Source organism: Arcobacter aquimarinus (assembly GCF_013177635.1).
GTDB classification, from domain to species: Bacteria; Campylobacterota; Campylobacteria; order Campylobacterales; family Arcobacteraceae; genus Aliarcobacter; species Aliarcobacter aquimarinus.
Genome location: NZ_CP030944.1, coordinates 1,432,631 through 1,448,140 on the forward strand (window position 1 = coordinate 1,432,631; position 15,510 = coordinate 1,448,140).

Annotated in this window: 26 protein-coding genes; 7 read left to right on the top strand and 19 right to left on the bottom strand. The window is 29.1% G+C overall.

Annotated features, from left to right (window positions below):
- Nucleotides 1-120 precede the first annotated feature (120 nt).
- The 6 genes from AAQM_RS07195 (at nucleotide 121) to AAQM_RS07220 (ending at nucleotide 5,902) form a co-directional block, all read left to right on the top strand.
- Nucleotides 121-522, top strand: coding sequence for a phage protein Gp36 family protein (locus AAQM_RS07195; protein ID WP_004509476.1), 402 nt, complete (start codon nucleotides 121-123; stop codon nucleotides 520-522).
- The gene (locus AAQM_RS07200) at nucleotides 522-1,028 is read left to right on the top strand and encodes a DUF1804 family protein (RefSeq protein ID WP_129094996.1); all 507 of its coding nucleotides are present in this window, start codon (nucleotides 522-524) and stop codon (nucleotides 1,026-1,028) included. Before AAQM_RS07195 ends, AAQM_RS07200 begins: the two co-directional genes overlap by 1 nt.
- Nucleotides 1,015-2,745 (top strand): hypothetical protein, encoded by a 1,731-nt coding sequence (locus tag AAQM_RS07205; RefSeq protein WP_129094995.1) that lies wholly within the window; start codon nucleotides 1,015-1,017, stop codon nucleotides 2,743-2,745. The genes AAQM_RS07200 and AAQM_RS07205 overlap by 14 nt, the downstream gene beginning before the upstream one ends.
- On the top strand, nucleotides 2,746-4,137 hold the full coding sequence (locus AAQM_RS07210; RefSeq protein WP_129094994.1) for a phage portal protein family protein: 1,392 nt from the start codon (nucleotides 2,746-2,748) through the stop codon (nucleotides 4,135-4,137).
- The gene (locus AAQM_RS07215) at nucleotides 4,130-5,305 is read left to right on the top strand and encodes a PBECR2 nuclease fold domain-containing protein (RefSeq protein ID WP_164967037.1); all 1,176 of its coding nucleotides are present in this window, start codon (nucleotides 4,130-4,132) and stop codon (nucleotides 5,303-5,305) included. The genes AAQM_RS07210 and AAQM_RS07215 overlap by 8 nt, the downstream gene beginning before the upstream one ends.
- Before the next feature lie 99 nt (nucleotides 5,306-5,404).
- Entirely contained in the window at nucleotides 5,405-5,902 is a 498-nt protein-coding gene (locus tag AAQM_RS07220; protein WP_129094992.1) for a phage virion morphogenesis protein, read from the top strand.
- On the opposite strand, the gene AAQM_RS07225 is transcribed toward AAQM_RS07220, so the two are convergent.
- The 18 genes from AAQM_RS07225 to AAQM_RS07300 all read right to left on the bottom strand — a co-directional run bounded on the left by AAQM_RS07225 (nucleotide 5,894) and on the right by AAQM_RS07300 (nucleotide 14,939).
- Nucleotides 5,894-6,169 (bottom strand): hypothetical protein, encoded by a 276-nt coding sequence (locus AAQM_RS07225; RefSeq protein WP_129094991.1) that lies wholly within the window; start codon nucleotides 6,167-6,169, stop codon nucleotides 5,894-5,896. The genes AAQM_RS07220 and AAQM_RS07225 overlap by 9 nt on opposite strands.
- A 142-nt stretch (nucleotides 6,170-6,311) precedes the next feature.
- Complete coding sequence (locus AAQM_RS07230) at nucleotides 6,312-6,689, bottom strand: phage protein GemA/Gp16 family protein (protein WP_129094990.1); 378 nt, start codon at nucleotides 6,687-6,689, stop codon at nucleotides 6,312-6,314.
- 94 nt (nucleotides 6,690-6,783) lie between these two features.
- Nucleotides 6,784-7,692 (bottom strand): AAA family ATPase, encoded by a 909-nt coding sequence (locus tag AAQM_RS07235; protein WP_129094989.1) that lies wholly within the window; start codon nucleotides 7,690-7,692, stop codon nucleotides 6,784-6,786.
- Nucleotides 7,685-7,996 (bottom strand): hypothetical protein, encoded by a 312-nt coding sequence (locus tag AAQM_RS07240; protein WP_129094988.1) that lies wholly within the window; start codon nucleotides 7,994-7,996, stop codon nucleotides 7,685-7,687. The genes AAQM_RS07235 and AAQM_RS07240 overlap by 8 nt, the downstream gene beginning before the upstream one ends.
- Nucleotides 7,977-8,189 (bottom strand): DUF3496 domain-containing protein, encoded by a 213-nt coding sequence (locus AAQM_RS07245; RefSeq protein WP_129094987.1) that lies wholly within the window; start codon nucleotides 8,187-8,189, stop codon nucleotides 7,977-7,979. Before AAQM_RS07245 ends, AAQM_RS07240 begins: the two co-directional genes overlap by 20 nt.
- 169 nt (nucleotides 8,190-8,358) lie before the next feature.
- On the bottom strand, nucleotides 8,359-8,679 hold the full coding sequence (locus AAQM_RS07250; RefSeq protein WP_129094986.1) for a hypothetical protein: 321 nt from the start codon (nucleotides 8,677-8,679) through the stop codon (nucleotides 8,359-8,361).
- Nucleotides 8,679-8,855 carry a hypothetical protein gene (locus AAQM_RS07255; RefSeq protein WP_164967036.1) on the bottom strand — a complete coding sequence of 59 codons (177 nt, stop codon included), beginning with the start codon at nucleotides 8,853-8,855 and terminating at the stop codon, nucleotides 8,679-8,681. The genes AAQM_RS07250 and AAQM_RS07255 overlap by 1 nt, the downstream gene beginning before the upstream one ends.
- Nucleotides 8,843-8,968 (bottom strand): hypothetical protein, encoded by a 126-nt coding sequence (locus AAQM_RS12785; RefSeq protein ID WP_268878211.1) that lies wholly within the window; start codon nucleotides 8,966-8,968, stop codon nucleotides 8,843-8,845. Before AAQM_RS12785 ends, AAQM_RS07255 begins: the two co-directional genes overlap by 13 nt.
- Complete coding sequence (locus AAQM_RS07260; RefSeq protein ID WP_171920690.1) at nucleotides 8,965-9,531, bottom strand: N-acetylmuramoyl-L-alanine amidase; 567 nt, start codon at nucleotides 9,529-9,531, stop codon at nucleotides 8,965-8,967. Before AAQM_RS07260 ends, AAQM_RS12785 begins: the two co-directional genes overlap by 4 nt.
- The gene (locus tag AAQM_RS07265) at nucleotides 9,531-10,373 is read right to left on the bottom strand and encodes a DUF3164 family protein (protein ID WP_129094984.1); all 843 of its coding nucleotides are present in this window, start codon (nucleotides 10,371-10,373) and stop codon (nucleotides 9,531-9,533) included. Before AAQM_RS07265 ends, AAQM_RS07260 begins: the two co-directional genes overlap by 1 nt.
- A gap of 61 nt (nucleotides 10,374-10,434) precedes the next feature.
- Nucleotides 10,435-10,683 (bottom strand): hypothetical protein, encoded by a 249-nt coding sequence (locus AAQM_RS07270; RefSeq protein WP_129094983.1) that lies wholly within the window; start codon nucleotides 10,681-10,683, stop codon nucleotides 10,435-10,437.
- Nucleotides 10,680-10,802: a hypothetical protein gene (locus tag AAQM_RS12790; RefSeq protein ID WP_268878210.1), complete on the bottom strand. Its 123-nt coding sequence runs from the start codon at nucleotides 10,800-10,802 to the stop codon at nucleotides 10,680-10,682. The genes AAQM_RS07270 and AAQM_RS12790 overlap by 4 nt, the downstream gene beginning before the upstream one ends.
- Complete coding sequence (locus AAQM_RS07275; RefSeq protein WP_129094982.1) at nucleotides 10,799-11,026, bottom strand: hypothetical protein; 228 nt, start codon at nucleotides 11,024-11,026, stop codon at nucleotides 10,799-10,801. Before AAQM_RS07275 ends, AAQM_RS12790 begins: the two co-directional genes overlap by 4 nt.
- Complete coding sequence (locus AAQM_RS07280) at nucleotides 11,014-11,652, bottom strand: hypothetical protein (RefSeq protein ID WP_129094981.1); 639 nt, start codon at nucleotides 11,650-11,652, stop codon at nucleotides 11,014-11,016. The genes AAQM_RS07275 and AAQM_RS07280 overlap by 13 nt, the downstream gene beginning before the upstream one ends.
- The gene (locus AAQM_RS07285) at nucleotides 11,630-12,340 is read right to left on the bottom strand and encodes an AAA family ATPase (RefSeq protein ID WP_129094980.1); all 711 of its coding nucleotides are present in this window, start codon (nucleotides 12,338-12,340) and stop codon (nucleotides 11,630-11,632) included. The genes AAQM_RS07280 and AAQM_RS07285 overlap by 23 nt, the downstream gene beginning before the upstream one ends.
- A gap of 63 nt (nucleotides 12,341-12,403) precedes the next feature.
- Nucleotides 12,404-14,512 carry a DDE-type integrase/transposase/recombinase gene (locus tag AAQM_RS07290; protein WP_129094979.1) on the bottom strand — a complete coding sequence of 703 codons (2,109 nt, stop codon included), beginning with the start codon at nucleotides 14,510-14,512 and terminating at the stop codon, nucleotides 12,404-12,406.
- Nucleotide 14,513: 1 nt separating this feature from the next.
- On the bottom strand, nucleotides 14,514-14,747 hold the full coding sequence (locus AAQM_RS07295) for a hypothetical protein (protein ID WP_129094978.1): 234 nt from the start codon (nucleotides 14,745-14,747) through the stop codon (nucleotides 14,514-14,516).
- A 3-nt stretch (nucleotides 14,748-14,750) separates the two neighbouring features.
- Nucleotides 14,751-14,939: a hypothetical protein gene (locus AAQM_RS07300; RefSeq protein WP_129094977.1), complete on the bottom strand. Its 189-nt coding sequence runs from the start codon at nucleotides 14,937-14,939 to the stop codon at nucleotides 14,751-14,753.
- Nucleotides 14,940-15,090: 151 nt separating this feature from the next.
- Between AAQM_RS07300 and AAQM_RS07305 the strand changes: the two genes are divergently transcribed.
- Nucleotides 15,091-15,297, top strand: a complete 207-nt coding sequence (locus tag AAQM_RS07305) for a hypothetical protein (RefSeq protein ID WP_129094976.1) — start codon at nucleotides 15,091-15,093, stop codon at nucleotides 15,295-15,297.
- Here AAQM_RS07305 and AAQM_RS07310 read toward each other — a convergent pair.
- Entirely contained in the window at nucleotides 15,288-15,494 is a 207-nt protein-coding gene (locus AAQM_RS07310; RefSeq protein ID WP_129094975.1) for a hypothetical protein, read from the bottom strand. The genes AAQM_RS07305 and AAQM_RS07310 overlap by 10 nt on opposite strands.
- Nucleotides 15,495-15,510 lie beyond the last annotated feature (16 nt).

The following is a 15,510-nucleotide window of genomic DNA, read 5'->3' on the forward strand; positions in this document are numbered from 1 at the left end:
TTTATAAAAAGCTCATATTTTAGAAATATGGGCTTTTTTACTAAAAATGATAAATATATCGAATAAAAAAAGATTTTGATTTTTAAACGGGTTTTAAACGCCTTAGAAAGGATTTTTAAAATGATTACAAACGAAGATTTATTAAAAGAGATAAGTGAAGATGAATTACTTCAACTTTCAGATTTAAATGCAACTGGAGAAATAAATCAAGAAGTTATAAATGATGCATTAAATGATTCAATCTCTTTTTGTGAATCTTTTATAATTTTACCAGCTAACCCTACTCCACTTTTAAAAAAGATTATTGTTGATTTTACAATCTATGAATTAAGAAGAAAAAATGGTTTAGTTAGTGAAACTGATAAAGAGTTAAAAAAAGATAATGAAGCATATTTACTAAAAATGAGTACAGGAAGACTTCTTACAAATATAGAAGAAAAAGAGAAGGCAAAAGAGACTCCTAAAAACTTTGCTTTTATACATCACAATAAAAAAAGAGTTTCTTTTCAAGGGTTTAGATAATGCCAAAATTGAGTAATGCAGATAGAAATAGAATATTAGCAAGAAGTTTATTTGTTGATGCAAATAAAAGCTATATAGAAATTGCTGAAACTTTAGAAGTAAGTGATAAAACTGTACAAAATTATCAAAGTAAAGATAAAGCTGAAGGTTTTGATTGGCTTACATTAAGAGCTACAAAACATATCAAAGAGACTCAAGAAACAAAAGAGAATATGTACTCTATGTTTATAACTTACATGTACCAAACTCTAAAAGAGATTAGAGAAAATGAAAAGATGAATGTTGAAAACAAGGCTCAAATGATAGTAAGCCTTGGAGATAGTTTCTCTAAAATGGGGAAAATTGCAAGACAAGAAGACCCTGAAGCTTATAAATTAGGAATTATAAAAGTAACTATTGAAAAAATATTAACTTCTTTAAAAAGAGAGCTTAGTGTTGAATGTATGGAAAAAGTTATAGAAACTGTTTATGAAATTCAAGAGGAACTAGCAAATGTCTCTATTTGAGAAATCTGAATTATTAAGTTTTTTAGATGATACATATTCAACAGCTCGTGATAATGGTATTTCAAAATTAGGAGCTTTAAAGCTTACAAGAAAAGAGTATAAAACTTGGGTTAGTGATTTTGCAAGTGAACTAAAAGAGCAAATCAAAGTTACAACTTTACTTGATCCTACAAAAACTAAAGAGAGAGTTGAAAAACAAAAAAGTGATTTTCACTATTTTAGAAGGACTTACTTTCCACACTACTACAGTTTAGAAGGTAAATCAAAACTTCAAGATGAACTTGAAATTATTTATTACAAGATTATAGATCAATATAAACCTATGGGATTAAAGTTTGCAATAGCAGCTCCAAGAGGATTTGGAAAAAGTACAGATGTGTCTATTGCTTTTCCTATTTGGTGTATTGTAAATAACTATAAACATTTTATAACACTTTTTTCAGATGCTATTGAACTAGCTGAGACTTTAGTTGAAGCAATAAAAGCTGAGTTAGAAGAAAATGAAAGACTTAAACAAGATTTTTCTAATGCTTGTGGAATTGGTAAAGTTTGGAAAATTGGAGAGATAGTTACCAATAACAATATCAAAGTAAAAGCTTATGGTAGTGGGAAAAGAGTAAGGGGAGTTAAACACGGTACTTTCAGACCAGACCTTGCCATCATAGATGATTTAGAAAATGATACAAATGTAAGAAGTAGAACTCAAAGAGATAAGCTAGAAGATTGGCTTGATGAAGCAATTGATAACTTAGGAAGTGTTGATGGTTCTATGGATATTTTATATATAGGAACTATTTTACATAGAGATAGTGTATTAGCTAGAAAACTAAAACTAGCTTTTTGGCATCCTGTAAAGTTTCGTGCTTTAGTTCAATATCCAAAAAATATAGAGCTTTGGGATGAGTACTCTAAAATCTTTAAATATGAGGGTGTACAAGAAGCTCATAACTTCTATTTAGAAAATAAAGAGTTAATGGATGAAGGAGCTGTTTTACTTTGGGATGCTGTAAGTTTAGAGTATCTTATGCAAAAAAGAGCATCTAATAACAAAGCCTTTCAAAAGGAACAACAAAATAATCCAAATAGTGAAAACCAAAAGTTTGACTCAAGCAAGTTTATAAAAATAAGCCATACACAAATGCCAAAGCTTGATTATATCTATATGGCAGTAGATGCTAAAGGTGATAGTAATCAAGGGGACTTTTGTGGAAGAGTTGCAGGTGGTATAAATCTTACTACTCAAAAACTTTATCTATTTTATTCAAAACAAAGTCGTATTAAAGGTAAAGCTGTAGTAGATGAAGTAATCAAAGATTTAAAAAGAATGAAAATAGATATGCTAGGTGGTGATAAAAATGGTGGTTTTTATATGCTTAGAGATTGGATAAAAGATGCTTGTTTTAGAGAAAAGGATTTAAAAAAAATACCTACTTTTAAATTTACACACCATTCTCAAAATAAAGAAGACAGAATGGGAGAGCTAGAGTTCCCACTTGATGATGAAGATATTATATTTGTAGGTGATCATCCTGAGTTATTTGCACAAATGGATGACTTTCCTGAAGCTGAAAACGATGACTTGCATGACCCACTTCAACAAGTTTATGCCATGAGTAGATTAAGAAGGTTAAAAAAAGATGCAAATAGTGGTGGAAAAAGAACCAATACAAGAAGTACCAACGCTAGACATAAAAGACCAAACAGGAGAGAAAGATAGATGTTTAAAAGCATAAAAAAACTATTTGTAAATAATAAACAACAAACAGTAAAAGTAAGAGACCTAACAAGATATAAAGATATTTTAAAACCTCTTTTTGATTTGCCTGTACATAACTCTTGGCTAGATGATGAAACCATAGATAAAATTATGAGAGATAGTACAGTAATTGCTGCAATTGGAAATAGAAAAGCAAGTACTTTAAAAAAAGAGATACTAATAGAGTGCGAAAATAGTAACTTCAAAGAGATTTTAGAAGATGCATTTAGCTTTAATGTAATAGATTCTATTTTAGATATACCTTACTATGGTTTTGGAGTATATGAGATAAATTGGGAATTTGAAAATGGCTTTTTTATTCCAACTCCAGTTGAAAGAAACTACAAAAATTTTATCTTAGATAATGGAAAAATAAAATTTAATAATTTAGGATTTAGTGAAGATATACCATTTCACAAAGTTATTGCTGCAACATACAAAGCAAAACCAAATAAGCCTTATGGACAACCTTTAATTCAAACTCTATTTTGGTTAGTTGAGTTTAAAAATGCTTCACTTCAATTTTGGGTAGAACTACTTGAAAGATTTGGAACTCCTTGGGTAATAGGTAAAACTGAAGGTGATAAAAATGCTTTGGCTGAAGAGATATACAATATGCTTGGTGGTGATGGAGCAGTAATAGACACAGAAGATGATATAAAAATAGAAACTGCAAAAGATGGTGGAAACTTCAAAGAGTTAGTTGAATATATAGACAATCAAATAAGAGAGGTAATCTTAGGAGGAAACTTAACTGCAAATGTACAGGGTGGTTCTTTAGCAGCTGCAAACGTGCACAATGAAGTAAGGGAAGATTTAGCTCAAGCTGATGAAAACATAGTAAATCAAATAATAAGAGAGCTTATTTGGATTTTTCAAGAATTTAATAAAACAACAACTGTTATAAAAGGTAAATTAAAAGATAAAGATGACCCAAACAAAGAGTTAGCGGATAGAGATAAAATAATATACGATATGGGATATAAGCCTACAAAAGAGTATATAGAAACAACTTATAATATCAAAGTTACTGAAATAGAACAAAAGAATAATAGTTTAATAGCCAATAGTAACATTTCAAGAGCAAATCCAATTATTTTAAATAATCTTCCTCAAGATGAGTTAGAAAGAAACTTAAATAATATAGATTTCTCACATCTAGCACTTACATTTCAAAAGCAAATTTCAGAAATAATAAATAAAAGTGAAAGCTATGACGAAATACTGGATAATCTTTTTAAAGCTTATCCTACTTTTAACACAAAAGAGCTAGAAGATAGTTTATATAAATATCTAGCAAATGCTTCGCTTTTAGGAGTTGCTTCAATAGAGGATGAAAATCCAAATGGTTAAACTAGATTTTCAAAAGACTCCACAAAGTATAGTAGATAGTCTAAAAGATAAACAACTCACACTTACTTATAATCACGATGAACTTTTAAAAGAGGCTCATAATAAAGCTTTTACAGTTGCAAAAGTTACTAGAATGGATTTACTAAATGATATTCATAGTTCACTAGCAGATGCCATAAAAAGTGGGAAAAACTTTGAAGCTTGGAAAAAAGAGATTATACCAACTTTAGAAAAAAAAGGCTGGTGGGGAACAAAAGAGATAGCAGACCCAAAAACAGGTGAAATAAAAAAAGTAGTCATAAACTCAAATAGACTTAAAAAAATTTATACTATAAATACAAGAGTAGCATATCAAAAACACAGATATGAACAGATGATGAAATTACCTTTATCAACATATTGGATGTATAGATGTTCTTTTTTAGAAAATTCAAGGGAAAGCCACAAGGCTATGCATGGAACTGTATTCCATAGAGACCATGAGTTTTGGGAAGAGAATTACCCACCAAATGATTATATATGTTTTTGTACAGTAACAGCTCATAGCGAAAGTGATTTAAAAAGAAGAGGATTGACTCCTACTCAAGGTCAAGTACAAAGTATAGCTTCAAAAGATTGGGCTTATAATGTAGGTAAAAATACAAACCTTACAGGATTAAAAAAGATAAATTTAGATGATTCTTTAAATAAGCTACCAAATATTTTAAGTGCAAAAAATAAAGCTTTAGAAAACATAAGTGAAGCTGAACTAAAAAATAGGTTTTATAAAACTCTAGGAGCAAAAGAAAACTCTTATTTTATAGACAAAACAAATGACCCAATATTTGTAAATGATGATTTCTTTAAAAACAAAGAGATTGTTAAACTATTTAAAAAAAGCAGAAACCTTTTTATAGCTGAACTTGCAAATACTCTAAAAGACCCTGATGAAATATATCTTGAGTTTGAAAAATTAAGAGATACAAACGATAAATATATAGATGAAGATAGTAGAGTTGTAAAAAAGTTTATGAAGTATTATAAAACTGAAGCTGGAGCAAAAAAAGCTTTGATGGTATTAGTTGAGTATTTAAAAGACAAAACTGTAGGATTAAGTGCTTATTACATAGATAGTTCGGGAACTGTTGAAAATAAAAGAGTTGAGAAGTTAATTTATCAAAAGGATTAAAGTAAGTTTAGGGTTAAGTTTTCGCATGGCAGAGCTTACATTGCCGTATTATCTTAACTCATCCTTTTAATACCAAATTGTACCACAGGAGTATAAAAAATGCAAGTAATACTAAAAATAGAAAACATAGAAGCTGTAAAGAAAAAACTAGAAAATATCCAAGACAATATAACAGATACAGCTCCACTTATGAGTGAAATTTCAAACTATCTATATACCATTGCAAAAGATAGTTTTGATGATGAAAAAGATCCAAGAGGACATACATGGACTCCACTAGCTAACTCAACTTTAGCAAACAAAAAAAGATATGGTAAATCAAGTAATATTTTATGGTATGACGGAGGTATGCAAGGAAATCTTATAGAAGAATCTGATAATGATAGTGCAAGAGTTGGAATAACTACTGTAAATGAAGATGACTACTTCTATCCAATGGTTCATCAATTTGGAGCAAATAATGCTGGAAGAAATAAAAAGACTAAAATAGCACAAAGGAGTTTTATGCCAATAACTCAAGATGGCGTATTATATGTTAAAACAAGCAATAAAATAGAAGAGATAGCAATAGAATTTATAGAAAGTGGTTTAAAATAAAGATGGCTCACGAAGAGGTTTTGTGATAAATAGTATTTGGGCTTCACTAAGTCCATACTGTTTTGCAAGTTTTTTAGATAGTCTTTTTTCACCTAATCTTCTTTTATACTCTTCACAAATCTCATCATTTCTAAAAGTTGTTTTATAAGATGGAATGTATAGACTTGAACCACCATGTTCTTTTATAACATCAGAAATTGTAACATCAGGACTCTTTATAAAGTTAAATAAATCTTCAAACAAATCAAAATTTGTAACTGCTGCCATTTTTAACCTCCATAAAAATAATGGATTATACCCAAATAAATAACATTATGCAATAAATAAGATATATTATTTCTATTTGAAATACTTATAAAATATTTATTACAATATGAAATATACTTATGTAATAGTGTTGTTTTTCTTTTTATCTCATGTTTTCTAAAGCTACAATAACTTTTGTAGCATCATTCTTTGTTAAAGTAATCATCTCTTTTTTTACTATCTTTGAAACAAAACTATTTAAGGCATTTTGACTTTTATCTTTAGCTTTTAAATACCAAGTATCATATATCTTTTTTAGTTGAGCTTCAGTAGGTTTTGAAAAAGGAATATCACTTACATTTCTATTGCAAAAATCTAAAAGTAGTTTTAGTTCATCTATACTTAGCTTAGTTGTACTATCAACTCCAAAGCGAGAGAGCATAAATTCTTTTCGAACTTCATCATCTATAAAAACATTATGTTTAGCTATTTGAATCTTTTGAATAAGGCTTTTTTTATAAGATTGTTGTTTGTTTGTCATAGTTTTTCCTTTTTCTATACAACCTTTACAACCTATACAACCCCTATAATATAAGCCTTTGTTTGTGGTAGTTGTAGTGGTTGTAGCGGTTGCATTAAATTAAAGTATAAGTTATAGGTTTACCTTTTTTTTCTTGGTATTTACTCCAAAACTTATCAGTAAACTTATCCAAAGTATCCCTTGCCGTTTTATCTGTTTTTTCATATCCGATTTGATTTAAAAGTTCAGTTTGTCCTAATCCATCAGGATTTTTCTTTAATATCTCTTTTGCTTTTCTTACAAAATTTTCTTCATATTCACTCATGGTGGCATAAACTTCATCCAGTTTTGAGAGTTCTAAAGTTTTGGTACTTACACTAACTCCAATATCTTTTACAAGGTTCCGTGAGTGTGTTACATTTAACATCAAATGTAGCATATTTTCTTCTCTAGCTTTTTGAATCATTTCATAAACATTATCGGGAGAGTTTATAAATACTTGAACTCCTGATATTGTACTTCCTGATTTTGTTGCATGATGCATTATGATAACAGTTGCACCTGCATCTCTTATTCTCATAATAATCTTCATAAATTCTTCAGATTGACTTTTACTATCTGTATCTACAAAATCCTTTGTAGTTTCAAATACAAAAGTTACATCTTTATAATTATCTCTCTTTGCCTCCTCATCTATTTGTCTTAAGTAGTCAATAGGAGAGCAGCTAATCTTTGCACGACTAACATATTCAACTTTGGGATGATTTATTAATTTATCATCTATTTTTCTCTCAGCTAAAGAGCTAAGTCCATTATCCATGTCTACATAGATAATTCTTCTTATGTCGTTTCTTTTTGCTAAAGTTGTAGTAATTCCATATCCAAGCCATGTTTTACCTTGTTTAGGTGGAGAATATATCAGAGATACACTATTAGAGTATAAAAAATCTTTAATATATTCTACTTTTTCACCCAAAGAAAAATCTTCTTTAACTAAAGTATTTCCTTTTAAAAAATTAAACATTTTTATCACTCACTTTCTCTAATTTCTCTTTTAACCATTTTTCTAATTTTGCTTTATCATCAGAACTTACTCTCTCAAGCAAAATATCAAAGTCATGTTTTTGATTAGTTCTTCCATATTTAAACTCCCAAAATAAGACTTTTAAAAGCCATTTTAGAAGTTCGTCTTCTTTTGCATCTTTTGTAATAGAGTTAAAATAGTTCATAAACTCATCAACTTTATCATAGGTGCAAATATGTACTTGCATTCTCTTATAAGCTTCATCTAGTTTTTTATTTCCTGTATCAACTGTTAGTATGTTCATTTTTCTTTCTCTCCTCGTAATACCATCTTTGAAATTTCTCAAGTTCTAACTCTAAATGTTTATTTGAACTCTTAATTTTTCTAAGTTCATTTTGTGTATCTTTAACTCTAAACTCTGCTTTTAGCCACATATCATAAAGTTCTTCTTTTGTAATTGTTTTAAGAAATTCTTCTTTTTCTATAATCTCACCCATCTTTACTCCTACTTAATAATCTCAATAGAACAGCTCGTAAGCTGCTCTATGAAACTACTCCCTCATCTTGACGAGTAATCTTTCACAACAGTAAAACCATTGTCTTTCAACTCTTTCAGGGCTTCTTGCTCTTTTTCTTTATATTTTTTATTCTCGTCAGATTGGGGTATCATTCTCTACCATCCGACGAATATCCAAAAGCTTTATAATTCACTGCAAGTTTCTTATTACTATCATTTCCTGCATAATCTTTAAATCCTTCATTCATTTCTTTTTTATGTATCTCTTTAGCAAGACTAATGTCAGAATCTAAAAAACTATTAGTTTCATTAATATCAAACCAATCAACAGCTTGATTTAATACCTCTTCAACTGTATCACCTGTAAAAACTACAACTTCATCAAGGACAAGTCTATACTTGCCTTTTTTACACTGTAAATTAAAGTTATTGGAATTTTCTTTTAAAATTTCAAATAGTTCTTCTATCATTACCATTCCTCCTCACTATCATCCTCCTCTGACATCTCAAAATCAGGACAATCTCTTATTTCATCATCTAGATAATTTCCATAAGCCTTACATTCAAAAGTTCCATCTGTATAATCACTTCCTTTATATTTACAGTTGAAGCAACAGTTTGTTGCTATTCTTATCATAGTTCCCATCTTTTAACCTCTTCAAGCTTTCTATACGCAGCAGGGAAGATAAACTTCTTGTTTATATCTGCTTCCTCTGCTCTTTCTCTTTCTTCCCAATAATATGCTTCTTGTGGATTCATCTCAAAGCCTTTAAATACTCCAAGCTTTCTGCTATTGCTTCACAAAATCCTGCTGTAAGACTTCCTTGATTAAAACATAGTTCCCCATTTATAAGTTCATCATCGTTATCTATAAAAAAAGGTTCTGTTATTATGCAAGGAGCATTTGTATATCTAAGCATATAACCACCTCTATCTTCAGCTGTTTTAGGTTTTATACCTCTATCTTTATTTTTTAAAACTGCTAATATATTTTTTTGAAAAATAGTAGCTATAGCTTTACCTTTTATAGATTTGTGATAATAAAGTGTTTCACAACCATTTGCTTGTTTATTAAAAGCATTACAATGTAACTCTATTACCAAATCAGGTTTTTGAGCATTTACTTCATTTGGTAAATTCTGTAAAGTTGTTTTTCTATACATAACAACTATTTCGTGTTGGTCAAAATTAAATAAGTTCCCAAAATTATGCTCAATATCATGTGCAAGTTTTTGATTAAATTCAAACTCTGTAGTTCCATAAGTGCTATTCATAGCACCTTTAGATCTTTCTTGATGTCCTATTACTACTGCTACTTTCATTATTTCTCTCCTATATTATTTCCTGCTTCTTGCCAACATTTTTCCTCTTCTTTTGCATATGCTAAAGCTTCATCTATACTCTTACCTTCATCAAATAGTTTTCTCCAGTAATAATCATCTCCAGCTTCAATAAATACAAATTTATTTTCTCTTCTTAAAAGATTTCTTTTCCATTTTATAAACTCAATACTTTTTTGAATTACTGTGTCTTGTATAGGAAGAGCTGCAAGATCTAAAACAATTCCTTCCCACATTCCATCTAGTTTTAATTCCTCTTTTTGTCTAAGATTTATGTAAGATTTTGTACCTGTCGTAATTCTTGCACTTTGTAATAGTTCAACTCCTTCTTTCCAAAATGGATGTTCAAATCCCCAATTTATAAGCTTTTGGATATCTCTATCATCATATTTTCCATTTTTAGGCTCTAATGCACCTAGAACAATAGTTTTTATGTCATTGTCTTCAATATCTTTTATTTTTAAATTTGCATACTGTAGAAACTTTTCTTTTGCAAGTTCAACTTTCACTTGGTTATAGTCAATAAGATTATTTACAGAAATTTTAAATTCTTTCGTTCCATTAAAAGACTTCAAAGTTATTCTTTCTGTTTTTCCTTTCAATCTTTCGATGTTATATTCTTCCCTTAGATTGTCTAAAAAAGCGTAACATTCGCTATAAACAAAATCTTTATATTCCAAAATAGCAGCTTGAAGTTTCAAACCTTTAGCATGGATTTTTTCTACAAGTTCATCTTCAAGTTGTTCATCAATATCTATCCTAGCAGGATGTTTATATTCACCTGTTTTATCCTGCCACCAACCCTTATCATCTATAATTGGCATATTTTCTCCTTATAATTTATTTTATTGAGTACTCACTAAAGCTATCTTTTTTAAGATAGCTCTATGAATGCTCTTCTTTATCATCTCCACCAAGTGGATATTTTTTACAACTTTTATCATTTGCTTTTTGTGTAAGTAGCCTTATGTTTTCTCTTTGATCTACGATACTTAAACCTAGAAGTAAGGCTATTTTTCTACACATTTGTTCTGCTTGTCCTTCATTTAAAATAATCCCTATCTCTTCATTATGTAGCTGGATAATATGTTCTTCATCTTTTCTTAATTTTCTTACTTCAATATCACTATTCATTTTTTCTCCTTGAAAGGTATTTTATTTTTATCTTTTCTTTTATTTCCTGCAACCTCTGCTGCAACATAGCCAGCTATAAACCACGCAAAACAAAGTATTAAAGTTATTTCCATTGTCACTCTTCTATCTCCTTTAAAAGCTGGATTAGGTCTGTAGTGGAACTTTCCACACCTATTATTTCTTGTTTGTAATATTCTTTGATTTTTGAGTATATTTTTTGGGGATTTGGATATTGTTTTCTTGCAACTAAACTAATAGTTGTTTTGGATAAACCTAACTCTTTGGCAACCTTACCTATGGACTTTTCTTTTATTTTTTCTTTAAGTATTTTTAATGAATCCATAAGTGTTTCATTTCAGGCTCACCTTTTATATATGCGCCTTTTAATAGTTCTTCTTTAACTTTTTTAGCATTTTCTACATTAAATTTATAGATTAATTTATCATCTTTTCTTTTTCTTCTTTCATACCATTTATCTTCTAATTTTTCATTTATATATCCCTCAACAATACCTAATTTAATAAGTCTTTTCCACCATTTTCTCAAACCTCCATTTGCACAATTTGCTTTTAAACATATTTCTTCAAAAGTTAATTCAGTAGCATCAATAGCAGTTAAAATATTCATAAGTGTTTTTGGATAAACTATTTTTTCTTTTCTTTTAATAGAAGTTTCTATTTTTGTTTTTAGATTTGGGTCGTATAAAGTATTACCATTTAATTTAGGTGCAAAAATTCCAGTATCTTTTATCAATCTATATTGAATTTCAGTAAAAGGCTTTCTTGATTTTCCTTCAAATTTAATATAATTTGCTTCCTCTAAAACTTTTAAATAAGCTTTAAAATTTGAATAACTTATATTAAATATAATAAAAATATCACCTACTCTAAATCTCTTATTTCTTCTTATGTAGTTCCAAATTTTATTTTTAACATTTTGTTTATATTTAATCTTTTTGTCTAGTTCCATGATCTACTCCACTTTGAATAAATATCTTTAAATCAGCACTTTCATATCCATTTAATTCACAATATTTTTCAAGCCTAATTAGTAAAACTCTTATATTTCTAAGATTTGGATATTTAACTAAAAAATGATTGATTAAATCATCTTCAATTTTTACATCACTAAGCTCACAAAACTTTTTTATATCTTCTTTTCCAATTGGTTTAAACTCTACTAATTCAACTATCCTTGAATAATAGTGTCTATGCTTCTTAAACTTTGCATTAGCCTCTTCCATTCCTATAAAAAATACTATTACACCAGTTTCATCATGTATGTCTCTTAATAATTCTAAAACTTCATTTTTTGTAGATTTTAGTATTGCATCAACTTCATCAATTATTATGATTCTAGGCTCATTTAATAATGATTCAACTACTCTTCGATATAAATATGAGGCTTGACCTTGAGAGTCTAAATTAAGCTCTATACATATTTCTCTAAGTAGTGAAGATTTAGTCCAAGTTTGAACAGCTCTAAAAAGTAAAGCATCTTCTTGAGCTGTAATTTTTTCTAAACTTATTGTTTTACCAAGTCCATAATTTCCATAACCTAAACCCATTTTGGGTGCACTCAATGGTAACTCTTTTAGCCCTTGAACTGATTCATTTAACTTGATATAATTTTGCGTTAAAAGAAATTCTTCTTTCATGTTAACTCCTGTTTATTTATTTAAGTCCGCCAAGACTCGAACAGGAAGAGACATATCTCTTCCCTATCCAACCTTCGCCTCTTTTTCAGCCATTTCCCATATATCAGGATATTTGGCTGCTAGTTTTTTAGTTGTATCATCAACCATATTGTTTTTTAAATCCCATAAAAAACGGTCAAAATAACTATTAAATGTAGGTCTTCCACTAGGAAGTATTTTTGTAGGTTTTCCCTCCTCATCTTTTTGTTTAAAGTCATATCTATTTGAAGTTTCAAGCTCTTTTTTGTCTTTTTCTTCAAACATAATTGAATCATTAAGTAATCTATCTACAGTTTCAGTATGTTTTGTAACAGCTACTGTTTTTGTTTCTATTACATCTCTAACTGCATCTATTCTATCCATGATGGTTACATCTTTAATAGCTTGAGCTTCTTTGATAATTTTGTCCATCTGTCTCATTAATTGTTGAGATTTTTTCTTAGCCCCTCGAACTGCATATCTATCTTTTCCCATATGTTCTAAATCTTCAGCTATACAAATAGGATTCATATTTTCATCATAAACTAAAACATAACCCATATCTCGACCAGCCATAATATAAACATGATGTCCTGTAAACTCAACTAGATCAATGTGAGCATAATTACATCCATCATATGCAATTCCTTTTTTACCAACTCTTCTAATCACACTTTCACCAAGTAATAAATCTAGCATTCTAATATCAGGTATTGATTCAACTGGTGTTGAGTCGCTATTCCATTTGTTTATTGGTTTTGTTTTAATTCCTTTATGTTCTCTTTGTTCGTAAAGCTTATCAACCCAGTTATCAATCCAACTTTGTAAACCATCAGCACTTTCAAGTATTGTTAAATCAAGTCCTATATTCTCTTTTTTAATTTTCCAAGCATCCCTAAAAACCTTTTTCTCTTCATCCGTTTTAAGTGCCTGTTCTTTTCTCCATTTCTCTTGAGCTTTTATTTTATCTGCAAAAGATTTTCTACTTTGTAGTTCTTTTCTCTCAGCTACACTATGTCCAATATATCCTGGAATTTGTTCAAATAATTCTCGGGCTAAAGTTCCAAATACTCTCTCAACATGAGGTTTACAATCCCCACTAAATGGAGGTACTATATTCATATTGATTTTTAAATTAGTACATATTGTTTCAAAGTGATTAGATGTATAATCTCGTCCATTATCAATAACAACATTTTCAGGAATACCCAGTTTTAAAATAGCTTTTCGTAAAAGCTGAGAAATACTATAAGCACTAGAAGTATCAGCTACATGAAATACAACTCTTCTACTAAATACATCAATAGCAGCTAGAACTGTATATCTTTTCCCATCATCACAAATAACATCAGCTGGAGTTGAGTCAAGCTCCCAATATTGATTTTTATAAGTTGCTTTTGCATCAGCAGAACCATAAGCTGCTAAAAACTTATTTTTTGCACTATCAGGAGATTTTGAAAACTCAAATAAAACTGGATTTTTTCTTTTCCATTCTCTAAAATAGTTATTCAAAGCATCATAACTAGGCATTGCATCTCCAAAGGTATGACACATATTTCTATATATCTCACTAATTCTAGGACGACTTGCTCTTAAAAAATATCGTTCTGCTGTCTCTTTTTGTATTTCATTAAGAGCTTTTACACCTTTTACAGCTCCCCTTGAGTCAATAAATGATTCAACAATATTCAACCCCTTATCTTCCGCTTCTTTATACTTTCTTATCCAATCATTTAATTGTTTTACACTCACTTTTCCTAAAATATCAAAGCTAATATCATTTTTTAATGTTTGTTCTAACCACTGTTTTTGATTAAGAGTTGAATTCCTTTTTTTATAAAAATCTATCAACCTACATTTTGTAATTGCTAGTTTTTGCTTATCAGGATGTGCTAAAAGATACTTTTTTGTAAAATTTGCTTTTGAAATGTTAGTAGTTTTATTCTCTTTGATTTCATCTTTTAGTTTTACGCCAAGCTCACGGAGTTTCTCTTTATATCTATCAGGTAAATCATCAAACTTATAATGTTTAACTGGTTTTGCACTTCCTTCGACTTTTTTTGATTCACAAGGAATTAGTTTTAGAGCGTTAGAAATTGCTTGTTGAGAAATACCTAATTTATCACTCAAAAATTTTTCAGTAAACAATTCCATTCTACACCTCCCAAGGAAGTGGACCTATCCATACTTTGTCTTTTTTTAGCTGAGCTATGATTTTTTTTACATCACCACTTTTATTTGAACTATCTTTTTTCCCAGTTGCTTCTCCTGAGAATACTTGATATAGTGTTTTTCTATCAACTTTATAAGCTTTTGCATAAGCTTGTGGAGAAAATCCTCTACTATCAAACCTCTCTCTCAAGCTCATCTCTTTAAGTATCTTTTTCATAAACTAACCTTTAATCAATTTCTCATTTTCTATAAATTCACATAGCTCTTTTTTACCTTGAAGCTCTTTTACTTTTACAAATATAAGCTCCACTTTTATAGGATCAAACCTATGTCTTGCAACAAAATACTTATGTCCATTTCTCTGTTTTACTTCACTATCTATTCCATAAAAACCACACTCTAATAACATTTCTAAACTCCTAAATTAAAATATAAAATACTCACAAAAAATGAAAATTTTCATCTTGTGCTTTGCACTCTCTTTTGAGAATATTCACGGTTAAGTCCTTATTTGATACTATTTTGCTGAGTACTCAAAACATCAATATAAGGACTTAATAATGGATACAATCTCTCGAAAAGAATTTGAAGATAGATTAGACTTTGAACAAAAAGTAACTGATGCAAAAATTTCAGCACTTTTAAATATCCTAAAAAAAACAGACCCAAAAATATGGGAAAAGTTCGCTAATGAACTTGATGAAGAACTTTCTAAAAGAAAAATTTCTCCAGGAGAAGATTGTTTAGGATATAGGTTTCAAGATTGAGACCTATATTTCACCATTTCTTTATTCTCAAGTTTGTCATATTTTTCTAAAAATGCAATAATCTCTTCTTTATCAGTCATATAAACAGGTATTTGTCGTCCATCTTCTTTTATATATTTATATATTGGACTATGTTTTTCTCGACCTATCTCTTCTTGAATTTGTAAACATAACAATTTATCTTTCTCTCTTAACATTTCTTTCTCCTTAATA

What these genes read in the sequence shown, in the direction of transcription:
- AAQM_RS12785 (WP_268878211.1), bottom strand. Translation starts at nt 8,968, where the DNA reads ATGAATCCACAAGAAGCATATTATTGGGAAGAAAGAGAAAGAGCAGAG.
- AAQM_RS07295 (WP_129094978.1), bottom strand. Translation starts at nt 14,747, where the DNA reads ATGAAAAAGATACTTAAAGAGATGAGCTTGAGAGAGAGGTTTGATAGT.
- AAQM_RS07215 (WP_164967037.1), top strand. Translation starts at nt 4,130, where the DNA reads ATGGTTAAACTAGATTTTCAAAAGACTCCACAAAGTATAGTAGATAGT.
- AAQM_RS07265 (WP_129094984.1), bottom strand. Translation starts at nt 10,373, where the DNA reads ATGCCAATTATAGATGATAAGGGTTGGTGGCAGGATAAAACAGGTGAA.
- AAQM_RS07305 (WP_129094976.1), top strand. Translation starts at nt 15,091, where the DNA reads ATGGATACAATCTCTCGAAAAGAATTTGAAGATAGATTAGACTTTGAA.
- AAQM_RS07270 (WP_129094983.1), bottom strand. Translation starts at nt 10,683, where the DNA reads ATGAATAGTGATATTGAAGTAAGAAAATTAAGAAAAGATGAAGAACAT.
- AAQM_RS07255 (WP_164967036.1), bottom strand. Translation starts at nt 8,855, where the DNA reads ATGGGAACTATGATAAGAATAGCAACAAACTGTTGCTTCAACTGTAAA.
- AAQM_RS07235 (WP_129094989.1), bottom strand. Translation starts at nt 7,692, where the DNA reads ATGTTTAATTTTTTAAAAGGAAATACTTTAGTTAAAGAAGATTTTTCT.
- AAQM_RS07205 (WP_129094995.1), top strand. Translation starts at nt 1,015, where the DNA reads ATGTCTCTATTTGAGAAATCTGAATTATTAAGTTTTTTAGATGATACA.
- AAQM_RS07275 (WP_129094982.1), bottom strand. Translation starts at nt 11,026, where the DNA reads ATGGATTCATTAAAAATACTTAAAGAAAAAATAAAAGAAAAGTCCATA.
- AAQM_RS07245 (WP_129094987.1), bottom strand. Translation starts at nt 8,189, where the DNA reads ATGGGTGAGATTATAGAAAAAGAAGAATTTCTTAAAACAATTACAAAA.
- AAQM_RS07240 (WP_129094988.1), bottom strand. Translation starts at nt 7,996, where the DNA reads ATGAACATACTAACAGTTGATACAGGAAATAAAAAACTAGATGAAGCT.
- AAQM_RS07220 (WP_129094992.1), top strand. Translation starts at nt 5,405, where the DNA reads ATGCAAGTAATACTAAAAATAGAAAACATAGAAGCTGTAAAGAAAAAA.
- AAQM_RS07260 (WP_171920690.1), bottom strand. Translation starts at nt 9,531, where the DNA reads ATGAAAGTAGCAGTAGTAATAGGACATCAAGAAAGATCTAAAGGTGCT.
- AAQM_RS07290 (WP_129094979.1), bottom strand. Translation starts at nt 14,512, where the DNA reads ATGGAATTGTTTACTGAAAAATTTTTGAGTGATAAATTAGGTATTTCT.
- AAQM_RS07195 (WP_004509476.1), top strand. Translation starts at nt 121, where the DNA reads ATGATTACAAACGAAGATTTATTAAAAGAGATAAGTGAAGATGAATTA.
- AAQM_RS07250 (WP_129094986.1), bottom strand. Translation starts at nt 8,679, where the DNA reads ATGATAGAAGAACTATTTGAAATTTTAAAAGAAAATTCCAATAACTTT.
- AAQM_RS07310 (WP_129094975.1), bottom strand. Translation starts at nt 15,494, where the DNA reads ATGTTAAGAGAGAAAGATAAATTGTTATGTTTACAAATTCAAGAAGAG.
- AAQM_RS07210 (WP_129094994.1), top strand. Translation starts at nt 2,746, where the DNA reads ATGTTTAAAAGCATAAAAAAACTATTTGTAAATAATAAACAACAAACA.
- AAQM_RS07285 (WP_129094980.1), bottom strand. Translation starts at nt 12,340, where the DNA reads ATGAAAGAAGAATTTCTTTTAACGCAAAATTATATCAAGTTAAATGAA.
- AAQM_RS07280 (WP_129094981.1), bottom strand. Translation starts at nt 11,652, where the DNA reads ATGGAACTAGACAAAAAGATTAAATATAAACAAAATGTTAAAAATAAA.
- AAQM_RS07300 (WP_129094977.1), bottom strand. Translation starts at nt 14,939, where the DNA reads ATGTTATTAGAGTGTGGTTTTTATGGAATAGATAGTGAAGTAAAACAG.
- AAQM_RS07230 (WP_129094990.1), bottom strand. Translation starts at nt 6,689, where the DNA reads ATGACAAACAAACAACAATCTTATAAAAAAAGCCTTATTCAAAAGATT.
- AAQM_RS07200 (WP_129094996.1), top strand. Translation starts at nt 522, where the DNA reads ATGCCAAAATTGAGTAATGCAGATAGAAATAGAATATTAGCAAGAAGT.
- AAQM_RS07225 (WP_129094991.1), bottom strand. Translation starts at nt 6,169, where the DNA reads ATGGCAGCAGTTACAAATTTTGATTTGTTTGAAGATTTATTTAACTTT.